General features: G+C 49.3%; 16 protein-coding genes and 1 pseudogene. 13 read left to right on the top strand and 4 right to left on the bottom strand.

The annotated features are described in order from the left end of the window. The first annotated feature begins 12 nt into the window (after positions 1–12). The 7 genes from AC6I8J_RS02670 to AC6I8J_RS02640 all read left to right on the top strand — a co-directional run bounded on the left by AC6I8J_RS02670 (position 13) and on the right by AC6I8J_RS02640 (position 9,560). The gene (locus AC6I8J_RS02670) at positions 13–1,485 is read left to right on the top strand and encodes a TolC family outer membrane protein (protein WP_497825067.1); all 1,473 of its coding nucleotides are present in this window, start codon (positions 13–15) and stop codon (positions 1,483–1,485) included. A gap of 28 nt (positions 1,486–1,513) precedes the next feature. After that, positions 1,514–3,721 (top strand): type I secretion system permease/ATPase, encoded by a 2,208-nt coding sequence (locus AC6I8J_RS02665; RefSeq protein ID WP_161736826.1) that lies wholly within the window; start codon positions 1,514–1,516, stop codon positions 3,719–3,721. Continuing rightward, positions 3,718–4,899, top strand: coding sequence for a beta-barrel domain-containing protein (locus AC6I8J_RS02660; protein ID WP_260058988.1), 1,182 nt, complete (start codon positions 3,718–3,720; stop codon positions 4,897–4,899). The genes AC6I8J_RS02665 and AC6I8J_RS02660 overlap by 4 nt, the downstream gene beginning before the upstream one ends. Positions 4,900–5,153: 254 nt before the next feature. After that, positions 5,154–6,671 (top strand): BglG family transcription antiterminator, encoded by a 1,518-nt coding sequence (locus tag AC6I8J_RS02655; RefSeq protein ID WP_237566774.1) that lies wholly within the window; start codon positions 5,154–5,156, stop codon positions 6,669–6,671. 15 nt (positions 6,672–6,686) lie between these two features. Continuing rightward, complete coding sequence (locus AC6I8J_RS02650) at positions 6,687–7,160, top strand: PTS sugar transporter subunit IIA (protein ID WP_161736825.1); 474 nt, start codon at positions 6,687–6,689, stop codon at positions 7,158–7,160. Between the two features lie 109 nt (positions 7,161–7,269). Further along, positions 7,270–8,694: a PTS fructose transporter subunit IIC gene (locus AC6I8J_RS02645; RefSeq protein WP_161736824.1), complete on the top strand. Its 1,425-nt coding sequence runs from the start codon at positions 7,270–7,272 to the stop codon at positions 8,692–8,694. Between the two features lie 5 nt (positions 8,695–8,699). Beyond that, the gene (locus AC6I8J_RS02640; protein WP_161736823.1) at positions 8,700–9,560 is read left to right on the top strand and encodes a ketose-bisphosphate aldolase; all 861 of its coding nucleotides are present in this window, start codon (positions 8,700–8,702) and stop codon (positions 9,558–9,560) included. 76 nt (positions 9,561–9,636) lie between these two features. On the opposite strand, the gene AC6I8J_RS02635 is transcribed toward AC6I8J_RS02640, so the two are convergent. The 4 genes and pseudogenes from AC6I8J_RS02635 to AC6I8J_RS02620 form a co-directional block, all read right to left on the bottom strand. After that, complete coding sequence (locus tag AC6I8J_RS02635) at positions 9,637–10,413, bottom strand: CDP-diacylglycerol diphosphatase (RefSeq protein WP_497825630.1); 777 nt, start codon at positions 10,411–10,413, stop codon at positions 9,637–9,639. A 109-nt stretch (positions 10,414–10,522) separates the two neighbouring features. Then, on the bottom strand, positions 10,523–10,831 hold the full coding sequence (locus AC6I8J_RS02630; protein WP_497825066.1) for a contact-dependent growth inhibition system immunity protein: 309 nt from the start codon (positions 10,829–10,831) through the stop codon (positions 10,523–10,525). A gap of 513 nt (positions 10,832–11,344) precedes the next feature. Beyond that, positions 11,345–11,674, bottom strand: coding sequence for an endoribonuclease SymE (gene symE / locus AC6I8J_RS02625; protein ID WP_497825065.1), 330 nt, complete (start codon positions 11,672–11,674; stop codon positions 11,345–11,347). 380 nt (positions 11,675–12,054) lie between these two features. Next, a pseudogene (locus AC6I8J_RS02620) lies at positions 12,055–12,189 on the bottom strand (helix-turn-helix domain-containing protein); the annotation flags it as partial. Between the two features lie 307 nt (positions 12,190–12,496). Between AC6I8J_RS02620 and dndB the strand changes: the two are divergent. From dndB to AC6I8J_RS02590, 6 genes are all read left to right on the top strand, one after another. Next, entirely contained in the window at positions 12,497–13,582 is a 1,086-nt protein-coding gene (gene dndB, locus AC6I8J_RS02615; protein WP_045140816.1) for a DNA sulfur modification protein DndB, read from the top strand. Further along, on the top strand, positions 13,579–15,213 hold the full coding sequence (gene dndC / locus AC6I8J_RS02610) for a DNA phosphorothioation system sulfurtransferase DndC (RefSeq protein ID WP_497825064.1): 1,635 nt from the start codon (positions 13,579–13,581) through the stop codon (positions 15,211–15,213). Before dndB ends, dndC begins: the two co-directional genes overlap by 4 nt. Beyond that, positions 15,203–17,203: a DNA sulfur modification protein DndD gene (gene dndD, locus AC6I8J_RS02605; RefSeq protein WP_497825063.1), complete on the top strand. Its 2,001-nt coding sequence runs from the start codon at positions 15,203–15,205 to the stop codon at positions 17,201–17,203. Before dndC ends, dndD begins: the two co-directional genes overlap by 11 nt. Beyond that, complete coding sequence (gene dndE / locus AC6I8J_RS02600) at positions 17,203–17,556, top strand: DNA sulfur modification protein DndE (protein ID WP_497825062.1); 354 nt, start codon at positions 17,203–17,205, stop codon at positions 17,554–17,556. The genes dndD and dndE overlap by 1 nt, the downstream gene beginning before the upstream one ends. 304 nt (positions 17,557–17,860) lie before the next feature. Continuing rightward, a protein-coding gene (locus AC6I8J_RS02595; protein WP_145032956.1) for an IS3 family transposase occupies positions 17,861–18,981 on the top strand; the annotation gives its coding sequence in 2 pieces (ribosomal slippage) (positions 17,861–18,119 and positions 18,119–18,981; 1,122 coding nt in all). Positions 18,982–19,076: 95 nt separating this feature from the next. After that, on the top strand, positions 19,077–20,198 hold the full coding sequence (locus AC6I8J_RS02590) for a PIN-like domain-containing protein (protein ID WP_497825061.1): 1,122 nt from the start codon (positions 19,077–19,079) through the stop codon (positions 20,196–20,198). The last annotated feature ends 22 nt before the right edge of the window (positions 20,199–20,220 follow it).

Genomic DNA, 20,220 nt, shown 5'->3' with positions numbered 1-20,220 from the left:
TATCTAAACATCATGAAAAAAATTATTATCATTTTGCACTGTATTCTTATTACCCAATATTCTTTTGCTGCCGATCAAAAACTTTTCTCAGGCAGCGAACCCGCCATTAATGAAGCACCGGCAGGTTTCTGGGGCGTATTTTCTAAAACACCAAATCCCGGCACCTTGCCTGCGGGCGGATCGGCGCTGGCAGACAAATTACAAATTAATCCGGCAGAAATTGAAATGCAGCCTGCGGCGTCGAACGGGGCTGAAAGCTTTCCGGCTGACTGGCAGGCGGCTATCCAGCTGGCGGTGAATCATCATCCCTCCATCAGCAGCAGCATTGCGACGCTGGAGTCATCAGGGTTCACCATTGATGCCGCAAAAGCGGGCTATCTGCCCTCTATAAAAGCGGGCATCACAACCGGTCGACAGCAGGATGAAGGCAGCGGCCATATCGCCACCGTCGGCCTCTCTCAGATGCTTTACGACTTTGGTAAAACCGGCAGCGCGGTCGATCAGGCCAGCGCGAAATATCTGCGCCAGCAGGCCACTGTTCTGATGCAGATCGACACCATTATTGAACAAACCGCACTGGCACTGAATGACGTTTATCGCTCGACGCAGCTGCTTGATAACTCCAGGAAAGAGGTGAAAGCCCTGCGGGATATCCTGGCGCTGACGCAAATGCGTGCTGATGCCGGAGCCAGCACACGGGTGGATCCGGTTCAGGCGCAGGCGCGGGTTGAAGCCGCCCAGGCAGAGCAACTGGATCTGGAAATCAAACTCCAGCAGCAGAAATACCATCTGCAATCCTTGCTGGGCCAGCCGGTTGCCGAAAAGAAAATATCCGCACCGATCTCGCTGCTGCCGCTGATTGAGCGTCAGAATGCCCGGATCGATTTAAACCGTAACCCGACTATTTTAGTCGCCCAGGCCGATGCCGCCGTGGCACTGGCCGAGTTACGTAATTACAAAGCGCAGCGCTATCCCACTTTATCGCTTGAAGCCAGCACCAATAAATATATCGGCGACATTGCGGATTATCAGCGCCATAGCCAGTACCAGAACGTTTATCTGTCTGTTAACAGTACGCTTTATCAGGGCGGCGCATTAGTGGCGCAGGAAAGTGCCAGTGCCCGCGCACTGGAAGCAGCCAGAACCACCATAGCCAGTAAAAAACTGGAGATCAGCGATCAGCAACGAAATTATTTCCAGAGCGTAAAGGGATTACAAAAAAATATCAGCCTGCTGACGCGCCGGATGAAAACGATTATGGAGACGCGCTCCCTTTATCGTGAGCAATATTTATCGCTGGGTAACCGAAACGTACTCGACTTACTTAACGCCGAGCAGGAAATAAGCCGTGCTCAGCAGGATTTAATTAATGCCCGCTGCGATCTGTGGGCCTCCTCGGTTAATTATCTGGTAGTAACCGGTATGGCACGTGAAGCATTTGAATTAAATAATAAGGTCATTCAGGGACTGCGCATTGCGCCGTAATTCTGTCAGCAATTAAGAGAAGATGATAATGAACACGATATCTGACAGCGAAAATGCATCAGCACAGCCTCACGCGAAAAAGGCTTATACCCCCTGGCTCGACGCGCTGCTGCTGGTGGCGAAACATTACCGCCTTGATGGTTCACCTGAGCGGGTGAAAGGGGAAGCGGAATGGCACATGCAGCACCTTTCACAGGATGCCCTGATTGAAAATATGGCGCGCCAGCTCGGCCTGCTGGTCATTTTTGACGCGTTTGACCCGGATCAGCTCGATCCGTGGCGCATGCCGTTGATCGTCGATTTCGGTCCTCGCGGCGTCGGCGTCATCACCACGGTGGGCGAGGATGGCCAGGTCAGCGTGATGCTGAGCGGTGAAAAACAGCTGCAGACCACGCTGAGTATTGAAGATCTGTCGCAGCATGCACGGCGCGTACTGCTGGCGAAGCCGGAGTCTTCCGTGCCGGATGCGCGGGTGGATGACTATATTAAGCCACATCGTGCTGACTGGCTGTGGCAGACCATTCTTCGTGAGTGGCCAGCCTATGTAAACGTGATGTTTGCGTCGCTGATCTCCAACGTGCTGGGCCTCTCCGCGATGCTCTTCACCATGCAGGTGTATGACCGGGTGATCCCTTCCCAGTCGGTGCCCTCTCTCTGGGTGCTGTTTGGCGGCGTCATGATCGCCCTGACCTGCGTGTTTGTGATGCGTATCATCCGCACGCATATCTCTGATGCAGCCGGTAAAAGCGCGGATCTGCGCATCTCCGATCGCGTCTTTGGTCACGCGCTGCGGATCCGTAACGATCAGCGGCCCAAATCGACCGGATCGTTTATTGCCCAGATCCGCGAGCTGGAACAGATCCGTGAACTGATTACCTCGACCACCATTTCAGCAATTGCCGATCTGCCTTTTTTAATCATCTTCCTGTTTATCCTCTGGTTACTGGGTGGATGGCTGGTACTGGTTCCGCTGGCGGCGATTCCGCTGATTGTTATTCCGGGCCTGCTGGCGCAGGGTTCGCTGGCGAAGCTCTCCAAAGCGACCATGCGCGAGTCCGCAGTGCGCAGCGCTATGCTGGTTGAGACCGTACAGGGCATGGATGACATCAAGCTGCTGCGCGCAGAGCCCTACTTTCAGAACCAGTGGAATCACCTGAATGAGGTGATCAGTAAATCTTCACAGAAGCAGCGTTTTGTCAGCGGCCTGCTGATGAGCTGGACCAGTGAAGTCCAGACCGTTGCCTATGTCAGCGTGGTGCTGGTGGGTGCTTTTTTTGCCATGAGCGGTGACCTCTCTACCGGCGTGTTAATTGGCTGCTCGATGCTGGCGTCACGCATGATGGCACCGCTGGGCCAGCTGGCGATGATATTTGGCCGCTGGCAGCAGGCCAAAGTGGCGCGCGAAGGACTGGAGAACCTGCTCAACAGCGAGGTCGATCAGCCAGAGCGCAGCATCCGTATTCATCGCCCGCGCATTAACGGCGAATATGCGCTCTCTGATGTCATCTATCGCTACGACCCGAACTCCGCTGATCCGGTGCTGACGGTGAAAAAGCTGACCATTAAAGCCGGTGAGAAAGTGGCGCTGCTGGGGCGTAACGGGTCCGGTAAATCAACGCTGTTGCAGCTGATGGCAGGTCTGTTGCAGCCGGGTGAAGGTGCCCTGCTGCTGGATGGCGTGCGGCTTTCCTCCATTGACCCGCTGGATGTAAGGCGTGACGTCGGGCTGCTGACCCAGAACGCATCCCTGTTCTACGGCACAATTCGCGAGAACTTACGCCTGGGCATGCCGCTGGCGACAGAAGAGGAGATGCTTCAGGCCCTGGAGATCAGCGGCGCACTCGACTTTATTCAGCGCCTGCCGGAAGGCATGGATTATCTGTTACAGGAAGGCGGCAAAGGCTTGTCTGGCGGACAGCGTCAGCAGCTGTTGCTGGCACGCACCCTGCTCCGCCAGCCCAGCGTGCTGCTGCTGGATGAACCGACCGCCTGGCTGGATGATGCCGCTGAAAAACATCTGATTGAGCGGCTGATGACGTGGATGGGCAACCGTACGCTGATTATCGCCACGCATCGCCCGGCGGTATTGCAGCTGGTTGACCGCATCATGCTGATGGATAAAGGCAGGATTGCGCGGGATGGCTCAAAAGCAGAGATGCTGGTCACCCGGCCCGAAGCCAGTGCCGCGCCGCATCAGGGCAACGTCAATGTTAAACCGCAGGGAGCACAGGCATGAGTTTCTCCTTATTCCGTAAAAAGAAGCATCAGCGTTCCCGTCAGCGCGTCTCTTCCGGCGGCCTGATCATCATGTCGGTGCTGGTCATGCTGCTGCTGTTCTTTGTCTGGGCTTCTAACTTTGAACTGGATGAAGTCACCGTTGGTGTCGGCAAAGTGGTACCCAGCTCACACGAGCAGATCATCCAGTCGCTGGAAGGCGGGATCCTCAAAGAGCTGAAGGTTCACGAAGGCGATGTGGTTGAGGCGGGCCAGGTGCTGGCCCTGCTGGATCCCACCCAGATTGACTCCGGTGTGCAGGAAAGCACGTCGCGTTTACGCGCAGCGCTCGCGACGGCGGCCCGCTTACAGGCTGAGACGGCAGGCACGCCGCTGACCTTTCCGCCGGAAGTTTTAGCGGATCCGTCCCTGGTGGCCGCTGAGACGGCGCTTTATCACTCGCGTCGTGAGAACTACAGCAAAACCATCAGCGGCCTGACTGAAGCGCTGAGTCTGATTAACCGCGAACTGCAGCTGACCTCTTCCCTGGTGGCAAAAGGCGCGGCAAGCAATGTGGAAGTGCTGCGCCTGAAACGTCAGGCTAACGACCTGCAAAGTAAGCTCAACGACGCGGAAAATAACTATATCGTGCAGGCCCGTGAAGAGCTGGCGAAAGCCAATGCCGAAGCGGCGTCTCAGCGCTCCATTATCATCGGGCGAGCGGACTCACTTAAGCGCACAGTCGTTGTCACGCCGGTCAGAGGGATCGTTAAAGATATCGAGGTGAACACCGTTGGCGGCGTGATTCCGCAGCGCGGCAATCTGATGGAAATTGTGCCGCTGGATGAGCAGCTGATGATTGAGGCGCAGATTGCCCCGCGCGATGTTGCCTTTATCACGCCCGGCCAGCGTGCCGTGGTGAAACTCACGGCCTACGACTACAACATCTATGGCGGTCTGGAGGGCAAAGTGGCCTCTATTTCTCCCGACACCATTCAGGATGAAGTTCATCGCGACCAGTACTATTACCGCGTCTACATCCGCACCGATAAGGATTATCTGGTCAATAAAAAAGGGAAAAAGTTTCCGGTTTATCCGGGGATGATCGCAATGGGTGAGATCCATACCGGCAGTAAAACCATCATGGAGTATCTGATGAAACCGCTGAACCGGGCGAAGGAAGCGCTGCGGGAGAGGTAAACATAAGATTTGCTGCCCCTGCTGGTGGGGCAGCTAACACCGGATTTCATGCACTGCCCCGCCCATCAGGCACCCACTCATCTTCCCCTTCCCTGTTCTGATATTCTTTAACCTCCTCTCAAAATATTTCGAAAATTCACTTTCAGGTGGTCAGCCTGACCGTCGGGTTGTGGCCATGTTTTAATATTTACATGGCATAGTGCCTTTGCTTAGATGATAACTGACAAGGTGAATAACTGATTAAGCGGAACCTGATGATGACGAAGGCGCTGACTGAGCGGCAACTGACGATTATGCGACAGCTTATTTCTCATAACAGTTATGTGAGCCTGCACACTATTTCAGAAAAAACAGCCATCACCACCCGAACCTTACGCCGTGACATCGCCGATATTAATGAAAAACTCTCTGAGCAGGGAATCAACCTCAGCGGTAAAAGTGGGAGAGGGATCACAATTAAATTCGCTGATGCGCAGTCAGAAATAGCCGCACGCCGGATTTTCTCATCCGAGGTGGATGATTTCAGCAGTAACTTCCGGATGCTGAAAATAGCGTCGGATTTATTAATGCTGTCACCAAAAAGTTCCTCCATCAGCGAACTGGCAGATAAATATTTTATCAGTCGCGCTTCAATAGTGAATGATTTAAAAACATTAGAAGCCTGGTTACTTCAGTTTGATTTAACCTTATTAAAAAGCCGCGTCGGTACCAGCATAAAAGGCAGTGACCAGAATATTCGCATGGCGATGAAAGCGCTGGTATTAAAATCCATTTATAACCGTCAGGACATGATGGAAAGTCGTCTGGATGAAAGCACGTTGCAGGAGCTTTCAGAGAAATTTGGTCAGCAGGCTGTCCACTTTACCCTGCAATTAATTAGTTTTATTGAACAGCAACTGCAATATACGATTAGCGATCCTTACTACATTAATTTGTTTACCCATATTCTGGTGCTGATCCACCGGAGTCACTCGCCGATGCACAGGACAGACGCCCGCGCGGTGACTATGAGTCGGGTTAGCGACCATCACGCCTGGCAGGTTTCGCTGGCGGTGATAGAACGCATCGAGACCGCGTACAACACGGTACTGGTGGCCGAAGAGTCGCACTCCATCTATCAGTATCTGGTCTCTTCCGGTAAGGCGGGCGGCGAGACACCCCAGCACGATGAGTCGCTGATATCCGAACGTGAAACCCGCTTTGCCGAAGCGCTGATTGCCCGCGTAGCCCAGCGCATCAATATCGAAATCACCACGGACCAGAACCTGCAGGCTTCGCTGTCCTCGCACATCAAGCCGATGCTGAACCGTCTGAGATATCACATCCGGATTAAAAATCCGCTGCTGCATGACATCCGGACCGAGCTGGGAACGGTGTTCGCCGCTGTCAAAGCGGTCATCAGCCAGCTGACGCAGGAGTACAGCCTGGATGAGATCAGTGACGATGAGGTGGCGTACCTGACGGTGCATATTCAGGCCGCCATCGAAAACAGCATCAAGGTAAAACGGGTATTGCTGGTCTGCTCCAGCGGTCTGGGTACCTCGCAGCTGCTTTACGGGCGGATTATCCGCGCCTTTCCTGACTGGAAGATTATCGACATCGTGCCAGGGAAAAACATCGCGGACTCCCTGAAACGACATGAGTGTGACGTGGTGATCTCCACCATCCGGCTGGAGCCGCTGGAAAAACCGGTGGTCTATGTCTCGGCCCTGTTTTCGGCGAAAGATATCGCAAGAGTAACGGAGTGTCTGGTATCGAATTCGATTAATTAATAATGGAGAAGCAACATGACTACAGCCGTGGCTATTAATGAAGTCCTGAAAGAAGAGTGTATTATTCTCGATGTCGATTGCCAGACGAAAGAGCAGATTATTTCTCAGCTGACCGACCTGCTCTGCCAGACCGGCGCGGTCACCGATAAAGCCACGTTTCTGAACGATGTTTATCTGCGTGAAGAATTAGGCTCAACCGGATTTGAAAATCACATTGCTATTCCGCACGGTAAATCCGCTGCCGTCGCTAAAACCCGGATTGCCGTCGGGCGTTTACGCCGGGATATTCCGTGGGAGACCATCGATGGCACCAAAGTCCGGCTGGTTATTCTCTTCGCGGTGAAAGAGTCCGACAAAGATGTCGGCCATATCAAAATGCTCGCCAGAATATCTATTGCGCTAGGTGATGAAGATGTGGTCGAGCAATTACTGAATGTGCAACACCGCGAAGAGATGTTTCATTTACTGTTATCCCGCTCGGGAGCCTGAATAAACCGGAGATATGTATGAAATAAAAAAACCAAAGGAGGTATTCCAGGTTGTAGCCATCCCTTCAGACCGAAAAACATAAATATAAAATTTTCACTGGAGAACGTTTATGAACATTATTGCCATTACCGCCTGTCCTACAGGTGTCGCCCACACCTACCTTGCCGAAAGTAATTTAAAAAAAGCGGCAAAAAAACTGGGCCTGAATGTATTAGTTGAAACCCAGGGCGCGATTGAAAGCGAATATATTTTCAGCGACGACGATATTCATCAGGCCGATGTGGTGTTAATCGCCGCGGATAAGAAAGTTGAGATGGCGCGCTTCCAGCACAAAAACGTGATCGAGGTCCCCGTCACCCGTGCCGCGAAAGACGCTGAAGGATTACTCAGCGCCATTGTGAACGGCGAGCTGGCGCCCAGGCTGATCGATTCCGCCCCACAGAACAATACGTCTGAACCGGCTAACAGCGCTCGCGAGGCGTCAGGTTCCCGTTCCTGGATCTCAGAGATTTATGTGCACCTGATCACCGGTGTGAACCTGATGATCCCGTTTGTGGTGGCTGGCGGCATTCTGATCGCCCTGAGCTTTTCATTCGGGATTACTGCGGCCACACCAGGGGACGCTAATTTCAGCCCGATAGCGAAGATGCTTTCGGACATCGGGGGCGGTTCGGCCTTTGCCCTGATGCTGCCGATTCTTGCGCTGGGGATCAGCCAGTCCATCAGCGGCAAAGCGGGCATTGTGGCGGGCGCTGTAGGTGGGATGATGGCAATTCACACCGGCTCCGGCTTCCTTGGCGCGCTGATTGCCGGCTTCCTGGCCGGGTACATCACGCTGCTGATCACCAACCATATTCACCTGCCCAAAGCCGTCGCCGGGTTAAAACCTATTTTAATCGTGCCGCTGCTGAGCGTGCTGCTGACAGGCGCACTGATGGTGCTGCTGATTGGTGAACCAATCAAAATGCTGCTCGGCTGGCTGACCGCCTTCCTCACTTCGCTGGGTAACACCAATGCGGCCATCCTCGGCCTGCTGTTCGGCATGATGGTGGCCTTTGATATGGGGGGCCCGCTCAATAAGACCGTCTGCATGTTTGCGATTGGCCTGATGTCGAGCGGGATTTACGGACCGATTGCGGCCTGTATGGCGGCGGGCATGGTGCCGCCGCTGGGCATCGCGCTGGCGACCACCCTCTTCCGCCGCAAGTTTACCGAGCAGGAGCGCGAGACCGGCAAGGTCACCTACATCCTCGGCCTGTCATTTATTACCGAAGGCGCGATTCCTTACGCGGTCGCCGATCCGCTGCGCGTCATTCCGGCCATTGTGGCGGGTTCCGGATTAGCGGGCGCCCTGTCGATGATGCTGGGCTGCGCTTCCCGCGCCCCGCACGGCGGCATTTTCGTCATCTTCATTCCTAACGTGATCAGCAACGTCATGGGTTATCTGTTTGCGATTGCCGCAGGCAGTCTGCTGACCGCGCTGATCCTGTTGTTCCTGAAAAAAGATATCTCCGTTCCTGCAAAACAAGGATAAAACCTATGCTTTACAACATGAAAGATCTGCTCAGCGTTGCCCAGCGTCATCAGTTTGGTGTGGGCGCGTTCAACATCGCCAGCGCAGAGTTTGGACGCGTGGCGGTTGAGACTGCCGAGCGACTGGATTCACCGCTGATTCTGGAGATCCATCCCGAAGAGATGGCGTTTACCGGCCCGGAATTCATCGGCTATCTGCGGACGCTGGCGATTCAGGCACGTGTGCCGGTGGTGATCCATCTGGACCATGGCCGCACGCTTGAAGAGGTGATGAAAGCGATCTACGCCGGTTTTACCTCGGTGATGATTGACGCCTCGTCTCACCCTTTTGAGCAGAACATTGCGCTGACGAAGAAGATTGTCGAGATAGCGCACACGATTAATGTCTCTGTAGAAGCAGAGCTCGGCACCATCGGTGTGGCGGAAGGCAGCGGCGAAGGCGGCAGTAATGAGATTCTCTATACCGATCCGCAGCAGGCAGAGACCTTTGTGCGCGAGACCGGCACCGACACGCTGGCCGTCGCTATCGGCACCTCGCATGGTCTCTACCCCAAAGGGAAGCAGCCGAAGCTGGATATCGAGCGCCTGCAGCAGATCCGTAAGGTGGTTGATATACCGCTGGTGCTGCATGGCGGTTCGGGTAATAAAGACAGCGAGGTCGCGGAGTCGATCCGTTATGGCGTCGGGAAAATCAATATCTCCAGCGATATGAAGAAGGCGTTCTTCGTGGCACTGGAGCAGGAGCTGAAACAGGGCGGACACGAGCCTAATGCTCTGTTTGTTAAACCGATGCAGGCGGCGAGTGAAGTCGTCGCGGCGAAGATGGCGCTGTTTAGTTCTGTGGGAAAAGCGGGGCTGTATCGATAAAGGGTTGTTGTGAGTGGATGGCTGGGGTGAGGTTTAGTTACTCCCCAGCTGAAACGTCAGCTGGTGGCGCTGTTAGTTACTCCCCAGCTGAAACATCAGCTGGCGGTGTTGAAAGAATTGCGCAGCGTTTATCCAGTAGCGACTCAACGGACGCCCGGTTGCCCTTATCCCAGCCGCGCCGGGTGGTTAGCAGGATAAACCCTTTTTCTCCCGAGAACGTCGTCGGGATGAGCGCCACACCAGACTCCGCCAGCTGCGGCGAGGACAGATGGAAATGGCGCGCCACGGAGGAGACAGGATAGATCCTCATCGCCGTCGGCTGCATAACGCGACGGGCATAGTAGGTGTGATTCAGCAAACGGTCGGGCAAGGGTCGCCAGTCATTATGAATATAGGGGCGCTCGGCCTGAAGCTGGCGATAAACATCTTCCCGCAGGCAGGTCAGATGAATATGCAGTTGATTCTGGCTGCGGCCATAAGCGGAATTCAGCGCCATGCCAAGCCGATCCTCAGGCACTTTAGCGCCATAGGCCGCCATCAGACGATAGCGCATTAACCAGGCGTAGCCGAAATAATCGGGACGTCCGGGGCGCGACAGCGTAATGCTCTCAATGCCGGACATCGCTACCGTCGGCACCAGAATAAAGTGCAGCCTGTGGCGAGGATTCTGGATGATGCTGTAGCCCTGTGTGCTGTCCTGCGGCAGATAGATTTGCTGGCAGGGTGCCGGATCGCGACGGTAGTGATAGTTATTCATGCAGAGGTCATGCGTGACCGTCCACAGCGCGTCAGAGCGGGCGCATCCTGTCAGCAGCAGCGCGATGACCAGCGGCAGAGATCGGCATCGCCACAACCATTTCCCGTTCAGTGGATTGCGTCCGGTCAGGCGACTCAATGCAGGTACAACCTCATCAGCAAGGGTTCATATTGGGGGAGCTTTTAGCCAAATGGCAAATCAGCATTCAGCCTTGAGAAAGAGATGCACTAACCTTTTTCTTCAAAAGTTTGAGAAATTCTGCAGGCGTAGTTTCCCATAAGTCTGTAGAAAACTCCGCGCCATAGCGGCTTTTAAAGTCCTCCTCCAGGTTGTCACTCTCCCTCATAAACTGCTCAATATCACCAATCAAACTATGTCGGGAAGCAGCTGTGGAATCTGCAATCCATGCGTTGATTTGAGCATCTACACTTTCACCACTACCGAACAAATCATAGTCCTGTCCAAAGTAAATGGCGATTAGGCTATCCAGTCCGGCTATGTTAAGGTTTTTCATAACTATACCATCGGATAAGCAGCAAGGATGATAAAGATCTTACAGTTCTAATACTCGAATTTAAGTGTTATACGGACCTTATAGCATGCTTGCTCAAAGCCTCTTTGAGGTGTCAACAGTCACGCCCATTATTGTAGCTATAACCATCAGTCACTTTAACAAAGATTGATCCTAAAACGTGATTTAAAAATCAAAGCCGTAGTATGTCGTGGATGTGCGCGCCACAGGTTGCAGCATTTGAGTGTATCGCCTTTGTTGATGAATTCATCAGGAAGACCAGACGATATAAGTTGCTTTTGCAATTTCCTGATTTAAAATTTACATATTATTTTCAACAATACCGGTCAAACAGCCTTTATTTTATAACAGGAAATTTAAAAATCAGTTTCTTCTATCTAAGAGGTAAAAGCGAAGTAAAGCTATTAAATGATACGAAGGACTAATGTACTGATGGAGGTAGTGGCTTCCTGATAGTTAACCGCTCCCGAAGCGATATCGGGAGCGGCTTTTCATTCAGACGACTTTCTGTTTACCGACAATAACCTGAATAAACTCCTGCACCTGCTTTTGTTTCCGCGCCGACAGCTTGCATACCTGGCGCAGAGACTGCATCAATTCGCTCTCCTGCCGGGCGGTGAGCACAATACAGCCTTGCATTACCTTTACATCTACTGCTGTGCCCGTGGCAAAACCGGCAGCTTCCAGCCATTGTCCTTTCATGGTGATGGCGGGTACCCGGCTGTAATCCGGATATCGGCTTGCATAGCTAACCGTTAATTTCCGGTTATTTGCAGGAGAGACTTCTGGTTCAGACAGTTGTGCAATAGAATGGGCGTCAGTCATGATTACTATTCCCTATAAATAGTGATTGTGATTAGCGGCGCGGGTGTGTTGCAGCACATCCGTACCGCGCTAAATACCTGTATATATCATCAAGAATGACAAGAAAAGTCCAGCTTAAAACAGCCTTTAATAAGCTATTTATAAAATCATTTGAATATAAAGCTTAAGGAATTTTTAGCAGAAAACAATAAGAAGAGCACCAGCAAGGTGCGCAGAAATATAAGGATTGATATTTTTCACGTGACTTTTTTAACTATACTGGCTGCACATTTGGATTTAATTTTTCCAGCAACGCGGCGGCGCTGTTGGCAGCCTGTCAGATCGATATTGGGCTTATTTTCCTGAAATAACCAACGCGGAAATAAGCCAGTTCTATCAACTCAAACCAACACCTTCAACCCATGCTTCTGTAACACGCAAAGCAGCTTCAGCGATAATCCACCTGGACGTTTTACACCATTTTCCCATTTCTGCACCGTTGACACGCTGGTGCTCAAATGGCTGAAAGGCTGGGAAAAGTCACTAATGGAGAGTGTTTTTTCGGGTGTGAGGAGAGCTTAGTTTGAGCTTACAAGGCTAGTCAGGACATGAGAAAACATGGTTTGAGTTAGGTGGTTAAATGAGCGAGTAAAACGCACCTAAAAAATTAAGCTTACAATTTAGGCTTTCATATAACCTATTGAATTAAAGAGAGTTACATCTCATACCAAATTCCGGAAAAAACGCCAAAAAAAGTGAAGACTCTACGTAAAAAAAGATGACACAAGCCTATAAAACGTTTATTTTTACGTAAAATGAATATTACTTCCAGGTAACCTCTGTATGGCGAACTTTGACACTGATTATTGCTACTCTTTCCCCGCTGTCAGAGGAATCCAGGCAGGCAGACCGTTCTATATCGCTACCTGCCCAATGCGCATAATCCCCAAAATTTTCAGTTTTGACGAAAATGAAGTACCGCCTGAGTTGCGTGCACAAAGAACACTCAATAAAGCCCGCATACCTGAAATGGTCCGCTACTTACTTGAAAATCCAAGTGATTATGTTTTTTCAGCTCTAACTGCTTCAATTGCAGTAGATGTGCAGTTCGATGAGTATTCGGGTTCCAATAACTTAGGGACTTTGCGGGTGCCCATGGAGGCACAAATTTTAATCAATGATGGGCAGCATCGCAGGAAAGCGATAGAAGACGCACTGGATGCAAGGCCTGAGTTGGGACAAGATAATATTCCCGTATTATTCTTTGTAGATGAAGGGCTTAAACGCAGTCAGCAAATGTTTGCTGATTTGAACAAATATGCCATCAGGCCAAGCCCTTCTCTTGCTACACTTTACGACCACAGAGATATCAGTTCGAACTTATCACGGTATCTGGCTATGAATATCGAGCCTTTTATCGGACTAACTGAAATGGAAAAATCCAGCATCAGTAAGTTTTCAAACAAACTCTTCACCTTAAGCAGCATCAAGCAAGCTACGCGTTCTCTGCTGGGAAAAGAACCTAAAGCCAATGATGTTGAGCAGTGTTCTGACCTTGCGGCCCTCTACTGGCAAGCGATATTTCAGGTCATGCCAGACTGGCAATTAGCTGCAAAAAAAGAGGTATCTCCTGCTCAACTTCGCCAGGAGTATGTTCATGCACACGGCATAGGTCTTCAGGCTCTGGGTTTACTGGGTCACTGCCTGCTCTCAGAGCACCCTGACTCATGGCAAAAAATAATTTGTGAGCTTAGAGAGTTTGACTGGCGTAAAAGCAGCCCAGAGCTTACAAAACGTGCAATGCAACATGGTAAACTCAGTAAGACGACGGCATCTATCCAGCTTACCTGCAATGCTCTTAAAATCGCCTTATCGCTCCCCCTTTCAAATGAAGAACAAGAGCTCGAAGCTCAAATGGTTATCTCATGAGTAAACTGATTCAGGCCCACGATCTGGCCGATTACGAAGATTTTATCAACCAGGAAAATTTTGCCGGGCGGCCCCTGGCAGAATACGTATCTGAAGTACAACGTATCTATTGTGCTGATAAGCGTCCATGGGTGATTGGCTACAGCGGGGGTAAAGATTCCAGCGCTGTCATTACTTTGGTATACCTCGCACTACTTGGACTACCGCCCGCTATGCGGCAGAAAGACGTGTTTCTTGTTTCGTCCGACACATTGGTAGAAACACCAGTCGTAGTGGATTTGATCAAGAAGACCATGCAACGTATTGAAGCCGGTGCTAAACGCGCTGGGCTTCCAATCACTCAGCATGCTGTCATGCCAAAGACCCACGAAACCTTCTGGGTCAATCTGCTAGGTAAAGGTTATCCGGCCCCTACCCGTAGTTTCCGCTGGTGTACTGAGCGCATGAAAATCAACCCGGTAAGCGATTTTATCAAAGATAAAGTCAGCCAGTTTGATGAAGTCATCGTTGTACTTGGATCACGTAGCAGCGAAAGCGCATCACGCGCGCAGGTCATAGCCAAACATAAAATTGATGGTACCCGCCTGGCGAGGCATACCACTCTTGCAAATGCATTTATCTATACCCCTATCGATACCTGGGACACTGAAGACGTCTGGAAATTACTCAGAGGTGCATTCCGCTATTCTCCAGATGATATTGATGAGTGGGAAAACCCATGGGGTGGTAACAACCGTCCATTGTGGACACTGTACATGGACTCTTCAGCGCAAGGCGAATGTCCACTTGTTATCGATGACAGTACGCCATCTTGCGGTAGTTCACGCTTTGGATGCTGGACATGTACCGTGGTTACAAAAGATAAAGCAATGGAAAGCCTGATCCAGAATGGTGAAGAGTGGATGTCCCCTTTGCTGAAATATCGCGATCTGCTGGCATTTACCACCGACCCAGTAAATAAAGATACGTTCCGCAATTATAAGCGCCGTACCGGTAAAGTGAGTTATCAATATGCCAAGGACGGCGAAGAAATCAGTGCGGAACGTAAGCATGTTCCCGGCCCTTACTGGCTCAAATATCGTCAAAAGTGGCTTAAAGATTTGCTGGAAATTGAGCGCGATTTGAACGATCAGGGCCATACCATCACGTTAATTACGCAGCCGGAGCTACACGCTATTCGCCAGGAATGGCTGAAAGATCCTAATGAGCCGGACTGGTATGACACTTTGCCAGGTATTTATCGCGACGTTTACGGGAAAGACCTGGACTGGATTATTGACGACCAGTCACGTTTCAATGCTAGCGATGCGGAACTGCTTGAGCAGATCGCCCAAGGGTTTGAGGTGGTTCCTGAGATGGTTATGAAACTGATTGAGCTTGAGGTTTCTATGGAAGGACTCAGCCGCCGTCAAGGTATCTTCGAAAAACTTGGCACCATCTTGAAACAAGACTGGGGCAGTCTCGAAGAGATTAAACAGCAACAACAAGCCTTACAGAAACGGAACGACCGAGATATTCATCAGGATGAAGTAGCAAAATTGGAAGCCGAACTACAGATCTTGCAGCGCAGAATTGCCGAAGTGAGCGAGCCGACTCTGCTTACCAGTGAGGAAAAAGAACGTGTTAATTAAACAGCTGGTATTGCGTAATTTCCGTGTATTTAATGGTACTCATGTCATTGATTTGGCCCCGAGAAAGCGCCAAAACAATGATAACCCGCGTCCGATAGTTCTTTTCGGTGGGCTTAACGGAGCAGGAAAAACATCAATTCTGTCTGCAATCCGACTGGCATTGTATGGTCGGTTAGCGTTTGGCCCAGCAACTCAACAACAAGAGTATGTTGAAGAACTCAGCGCATTAATTCACAACGGATTAACGACGGATAAACGGCCAAGTGAAGCGTCGATTGAACTTGTTTTCACCTATAATAAAGGCGGGCATGAAGCTGAGTTTACTGTCACGCGAACATGGAAAAAAGGGAAAAAAGATCAACTATCCCTCCAGCAAGATAACCAACTCCTTGAAGAGCTGGATTATGATCAATGCCAGGGGTTCTTGAATGAATTAATTCCGCATGGAATTGCCGATTTGTTCTTCTTTGATGGTGAAAAAATTGCAGAGCTGGCTGAAGATGACTCTGGTAATGTTCTGCGTACAGCCGTACGTCGCTTGTTAGGTTTAGATCTCATCGCGAAACTTCGAAATGATTTAATGATCTTTGTTAAGCGTCAGCAATCCAGCCAATTAGCACACTCCCAACAACAAAAGCTTGCTGAACTTGAAGAACAGGTTAAGCAGTTTGCTTTCCAGACAGAGAGTATTTTAGAAAAAGCTGATTTTGCCAAAATACGAATTGACTTGCTATCAAAAGAAATCAACCGATATGAAGCACTTCTGAATGCACAAGGTGGTGCTTTTGCTCAGACAAAAGCACAGGAAAAACAGAAAGTTGACACTCTGTTAAAAGATAAAGATCGCCTTGAAAAAGCATTGCGCCATGAATGCGATAGCTCACTACCTTACGCTCTGGCACCTAAGACTCTAGGACTTTTGCTTGAGCAAATTAGTGCAGAGATAAAAATTAAGCAGGCGAACAGTTTTGAAAAGGAATTAACTCAATTTCTTACGCAGCTGAAAAATGATATTTCATTCCGCTCAGGAACTACTGGCAAAATTGCTGCCGAATCAATTGAAGATAATCTGAAAGATTATCTGGCTGGAAAACCGAAAGGTGAGCTGTTATTTGACATCTCCGAACGTGAAGCTGGGATGATCCAACAATCGATCGAAAAGGACAGCAAGAAAGCGTGGCAGCGTTTTGATCTTTATCGTAACCAATTGGCTGAAGTTGAAGAGCAGCTTGAGCAAGCCGCGGCAAACATTGCTCGTGCACCGGAAGATGATCAACTTATCGATATATTTGAAAAACTTCGGGAACTTGACCGTAAACGCGAGAGTAAACGGCAGGAGTATCGCTCGCTGCTGGAAGAAGCAAAACAAACTAAACAGCTGCAACTGGACTGTGCTCGTCAGGTACAAAAAACACACGATCTGGCACGTAATCAATATAACTCCGATAGTGCATTTAATAATGCCCAAGAAACAATCAACCTGCTTGACCGCTACAGCGAACTTTTAACTCAAGCAAGGGTGAAAACGCTATCAGCGAATTTTGAAGGTGCTTACCGTAAATTAGCTCGTAAAGAAGATTTACAGCTCAGTGCACACATCAACCCTGAAACGTTTGATGTGGAATTAGTGGATGAAAACGGCTCAGTGATCAATCGCAAATTACTCTCTGCCGGAGAGAAACAGATCTATGCGATTGCGATTCTTGAGGCCCTGGCAAAAACTTCTGGTCGTGATTTGCCGGTAATCATTGATACTCCATTGGGCCGTTTAGACTCTCAACATAGAGATAAACTGATTAATCATTACTTCCCGTTTGCCAGCCATCAGGTAGTGTTGCTGTCTACAGATACGGAAGTGGATGAGCGTTATTTTGTCGATCAATTGCGTGATGATATCTCTCATGCTTATGAAATTGTGTTTAATGCGCACACAAAATCATCGGCGCTGAAACCCGGTTATTTCTGGGAATTAACCAAGGAGGCAGTCTGATGCTCCCAAACAGAATGCAGCTCAGTCGTCAGACTGAAGACCAGCTTAAGAAGTTAAAGGGATATACTGGAATTACGCCCAATGTCGCGGCTCGGCTGGCATTTTTCCGCTCGGTGGAGAGTGAGTTTCGCTATTTGCCTGAGCGGGATAGTAAGAAGCTGGATGGCTCTTTAGTGCTGGATAAAATTACATGGCTTGGGGAAACACTGCAAGCTACAGAACTGGTGTTAAAGATGCTTTATCCACAATTAGATCAGAAGGCGATGATTAAGGCGTGGGCGGCGCATGTTGAGGATGGGATTTCGGCGTTAAGAAATTATCGCTCTCTAAAAGACTTTGTATTTGGGGTGTAAAATAGTGGGAAACAATAAATATATATCCACTCTATATTTTCCAAAATATGCGAATGGTTCGTAGCTACAAATTAGATAGTGCAGTTACCGCGCTGGAACATTAAGCCAGACACAGCACGGCGGACAGGAGCGCCGTGCACCTCCTGAAACAGGCATCCACAACCGCGACAACAGGGTAAGACGACTAGGTTTAGTGATGTTATCGTAGCTTTTGTGTTAACATTGATAATGTTTGACCTGCTCCCCGTTGATTAACACACCCCGATGTTAGTAATGTCTTCATAAGCCACATGAGGACATCCCCATGAAGAAGCGTTTTTCCGACGAACAGATCATCAGTATTCTTCGCGAAGCGGAAGCCGGGGTTTCTGCCCGTGAGCTCTGCCGTAAGCACGCCATTTCCGATGCCACTTTCTACACCTGGCGCAAGAAGTTTGGTGGCATGGAAGTCCCTGAGGTGAAGCGGCTTAAATCTCTTGAAGAGGAGAACGCCCGCCTCAAGAAGCTACTTGCCGAAGCCATGCTGGATAAGGAGGCGCTTCAGGTGGCTCTGGGGCGAAAGTACTGACGACAGGCCAGAAGCGGGAAGCCGTTGAGTTTATGTGTGATGCGACCGGTCTGTCGCAACGTCGTGCCTGCAGGCTTACAGGTTTGTCCCTGTCGACCTGCCGTTATGACGCTCAGCGTCCATCTGCTGATGCACATTTATCAGGGCGTATCACTGAACTGGCGCTTGAACGCAGACGTTTTGGTTACCGGCGCATCTGGCAGCTACTGCGTCGGGAGGGCCTTCACGTCAATCACAAGCGGGTATACCGTATTTACCACCTTAATGGACTGAGCGTAAAACGCAGACGACGCCGTAAAGGGCTGGCGACCGAACGGTTTCCGCTTCTACGTCCGGATGCGCCGAACCTGACATGGTCGATGGATTTCGTTATGGACGCACTGGCCAACGGTCGCAGGCTCAAGTGCCTGACCTGTGTGGATGATTTCACGAAGGAGTGTCTGACGATCACCGCTGCTTTCGGTATTTCAGGCGTTCAGGTCACGCGTATTCTGGACAGTATCGCGTTGTTTCGCGGTTATCCGGCTACGATAAGAACCGATCAGGGCCCGGAATTTACCTGCCGCGCGCTCGATCAATGGGCTTTTGAGCATGGTGTGGAACTACGGCTTATCCAGCCGGGCAAGCCGACACAGAACGGATTTATTGAGAGCTTTAACGGCCGATTCAGAGATGAATGCCTGAACGAGCACTGGTTCAGCGATATCGTTCACGCCAGGAAAATCATTAACGACTGGCGGCAGGATTATAACGAGTGCCGTCCACATTCATCGCTGGATTACCAGACGCCAGCTGAATTTGCAGCGGACTGGCGAAACGGGAAATATGAAGAAAAACCAACCGACATTACTAACTGAAGGTTGTATCTAATCTTGGGGGCAGGTCATAAAGCCTCTTTTAGAAGTTATAAACAAATAAAAGATTTCCGAGAAAACATAGAGGGTTATTGGTAATGAAAAATATGTTTAAAGGATACTTAGCTTTTTTGCCAGAGCTTAAATCAATAGAGCTCAAGAAAGCTACAATATGTTTTGATACTAGTGCATTACTTAATATATATAGATATCCTAAAAATGCTGCAGATGATTTTATAAGGGCTATTGAATATTTTAAAGAGAATATATGGCTACCTTATTTTGTCGCCCTAGAGTATCAAAGCAATCGAGTAACTGTCTTACAACAGCAAGCAAGGGTATTTGATGAGTTACTAGGAAAAAGTAGAAAATTTAAAGATGATGTACTAGGTCTCTTTTCGGATAAGCAACATCACTCTATACCGTATGGTGATGTCGCCCATTTAGTTGAGCGATTCGATGAGGAGTTTCGAACTTTTATCGAGAGTGTTAAGGAAAAGCATCCAAATTATTTTCGACATGATCCAGTCCAGATTCAATTAATGAATTTATTTGATGGCCGAATTGGTGATATCCCTTCAAAAGACACACTTGAAATTCTTTATAAGGAGGGAGAATTTAGATTTGAGAATAAAATACCACCTGGATTCAAAGATGCCAAAAATAAGGAACATGAAGTTAAGTTATATGGTGACTTAATTATAAAATCAAAATATGCAGATTTTATAATTTGGCATGAAATACTAAATCAAGCTAAAATTACAAGTAGGCCAATTATTCTGGTTACCGATGAGCGAAAGGAAGATTGGTGCTGGAAGGAGAATAATATTATATTAGGAGCCAGACCTGAACTCGTTACTGAAGTATCAATGAAAGCTGGTGTTGATTTTAGACTTATTTCATCCACTCAATTTATTTCAGTTGCAAGTAAAATAAGAAAAATCAGCATATCAGAATCTACTTTAGCTGACATTGAACAGTCATTATCTCCATCATGGAAAGAATTTATATTACAAGCTTTTAGAGCTATTGGACCAATTGTGAAACTGGAGGAGTTATATTCTTGGATTGAAGAAAATCCTCTGCGCGCCCTAACCGCTAACTGGAAAGCAACAGCTAGGAAAACCATATATTATTATTGTAAAGAAAGAGACCTATTTCTTGGCAAAGAAATATTATTTGAGGCATTAGATGACTCAACTTATAAATTACTGCCATAACATTATCACTTTCCAGGGTAAA

It is taken from the genome of Pantoea sp. X-Soil-ISGK-355 (genome assembly GCF_059730805.1).
This window is presented reverse-complemented; position numbering and strand designations above follow the sequence as displayed.

Bases quoted from the DNA above. Each gene is read 5' to 3' on its own strand.
- AC6I8J_RS02670 (WP_497825067.1), top strand. From the start codon at position 13: ATGAAAAAAATTATTATCATTTTGCACTGTATTCTTATTACCCAATAT.
- AC6I8J_RS02665 (WP_161736826.1), top strand. From the start codon at position 1,514: ATGAACACGATATCTGACAGCGAAAATGCATCAGCACAGCCTCACGCG.
- AC6I8J_RS02660 (WP_260058988.1), top strand. From the start codon at position 3,718: ATGAGTTTCTCCTTATTCCGTAAAAAGAAGCATCAGCGTTCCCGTCAG.
- AC6I8J_RS02655 (WP_237566774.1), top strand. From the start codon at position 5,154: ATGATGACGAAGGCGCTGACTGAGCGGCAACTGACGATTATGCGACAG.
- AC6I8J_RS02650 (WP_161736825.1), top strand. From the start codon at position 6,687: ATGACTACAGCCGTGGCTATTAATGAAGTCCTGAAAGAAGAGTGTATT.
- AC6I8J_RS02645 (WP_161736824.1), top strand. From the start codon at position 7,270: ATGAACATTATTGCCATTACCGCCTGTCCTACAGGTGTCGCCCACACC.
- AC6I8J_RS02640 (WP_161736823.1), top strand. From the start codon at position 8,700: ATGCTTTACAACATGAAAGATCTGCTCAGCGTTGCCCAGCGTCATCAG.
- AC6I8J_RS02630 (WP_497825066.1), bottom strand. From the start codon at position 10,831: ATGAAAAACCTTAACATAGCCGGACTGGATAGCCTAATCGCCATTTAC.
- symE (WP_497825065.1), bottom strand. From the start codon at position 11,674: ATGACTGACGCCCATTCTATTGCACAACTGTCTGAACCAGAAGTCTCT.
- dndB (WP_045140816.1), top strand. From the start codon at position 12,497: ATGGCGAACTTTGACACTGATTATTGCTACTCTTTCCCCGCTGTCAGA.
- dndC (WP_497825064.1), top strand. From the start codon at position 13,579: ATGAGTAAACTGATTCAGGCCCACGATCTGGCCGATTACGAAGATTTT.
- dndE (WP_497825062.1), top strand. From the start codon at position 17,203: ATGCTCCCAAACAGAATGCAGCTCAGTCGTCAGACTGAAGACCAGCTT.
- AC6I8J_RS02590 (WP_497825061.1), top strand. From the start codon at position 19,077: ATGAAAAATATGTTTAAAGGATACTTAGCTTTTTTGCCAGAGCTTAAA.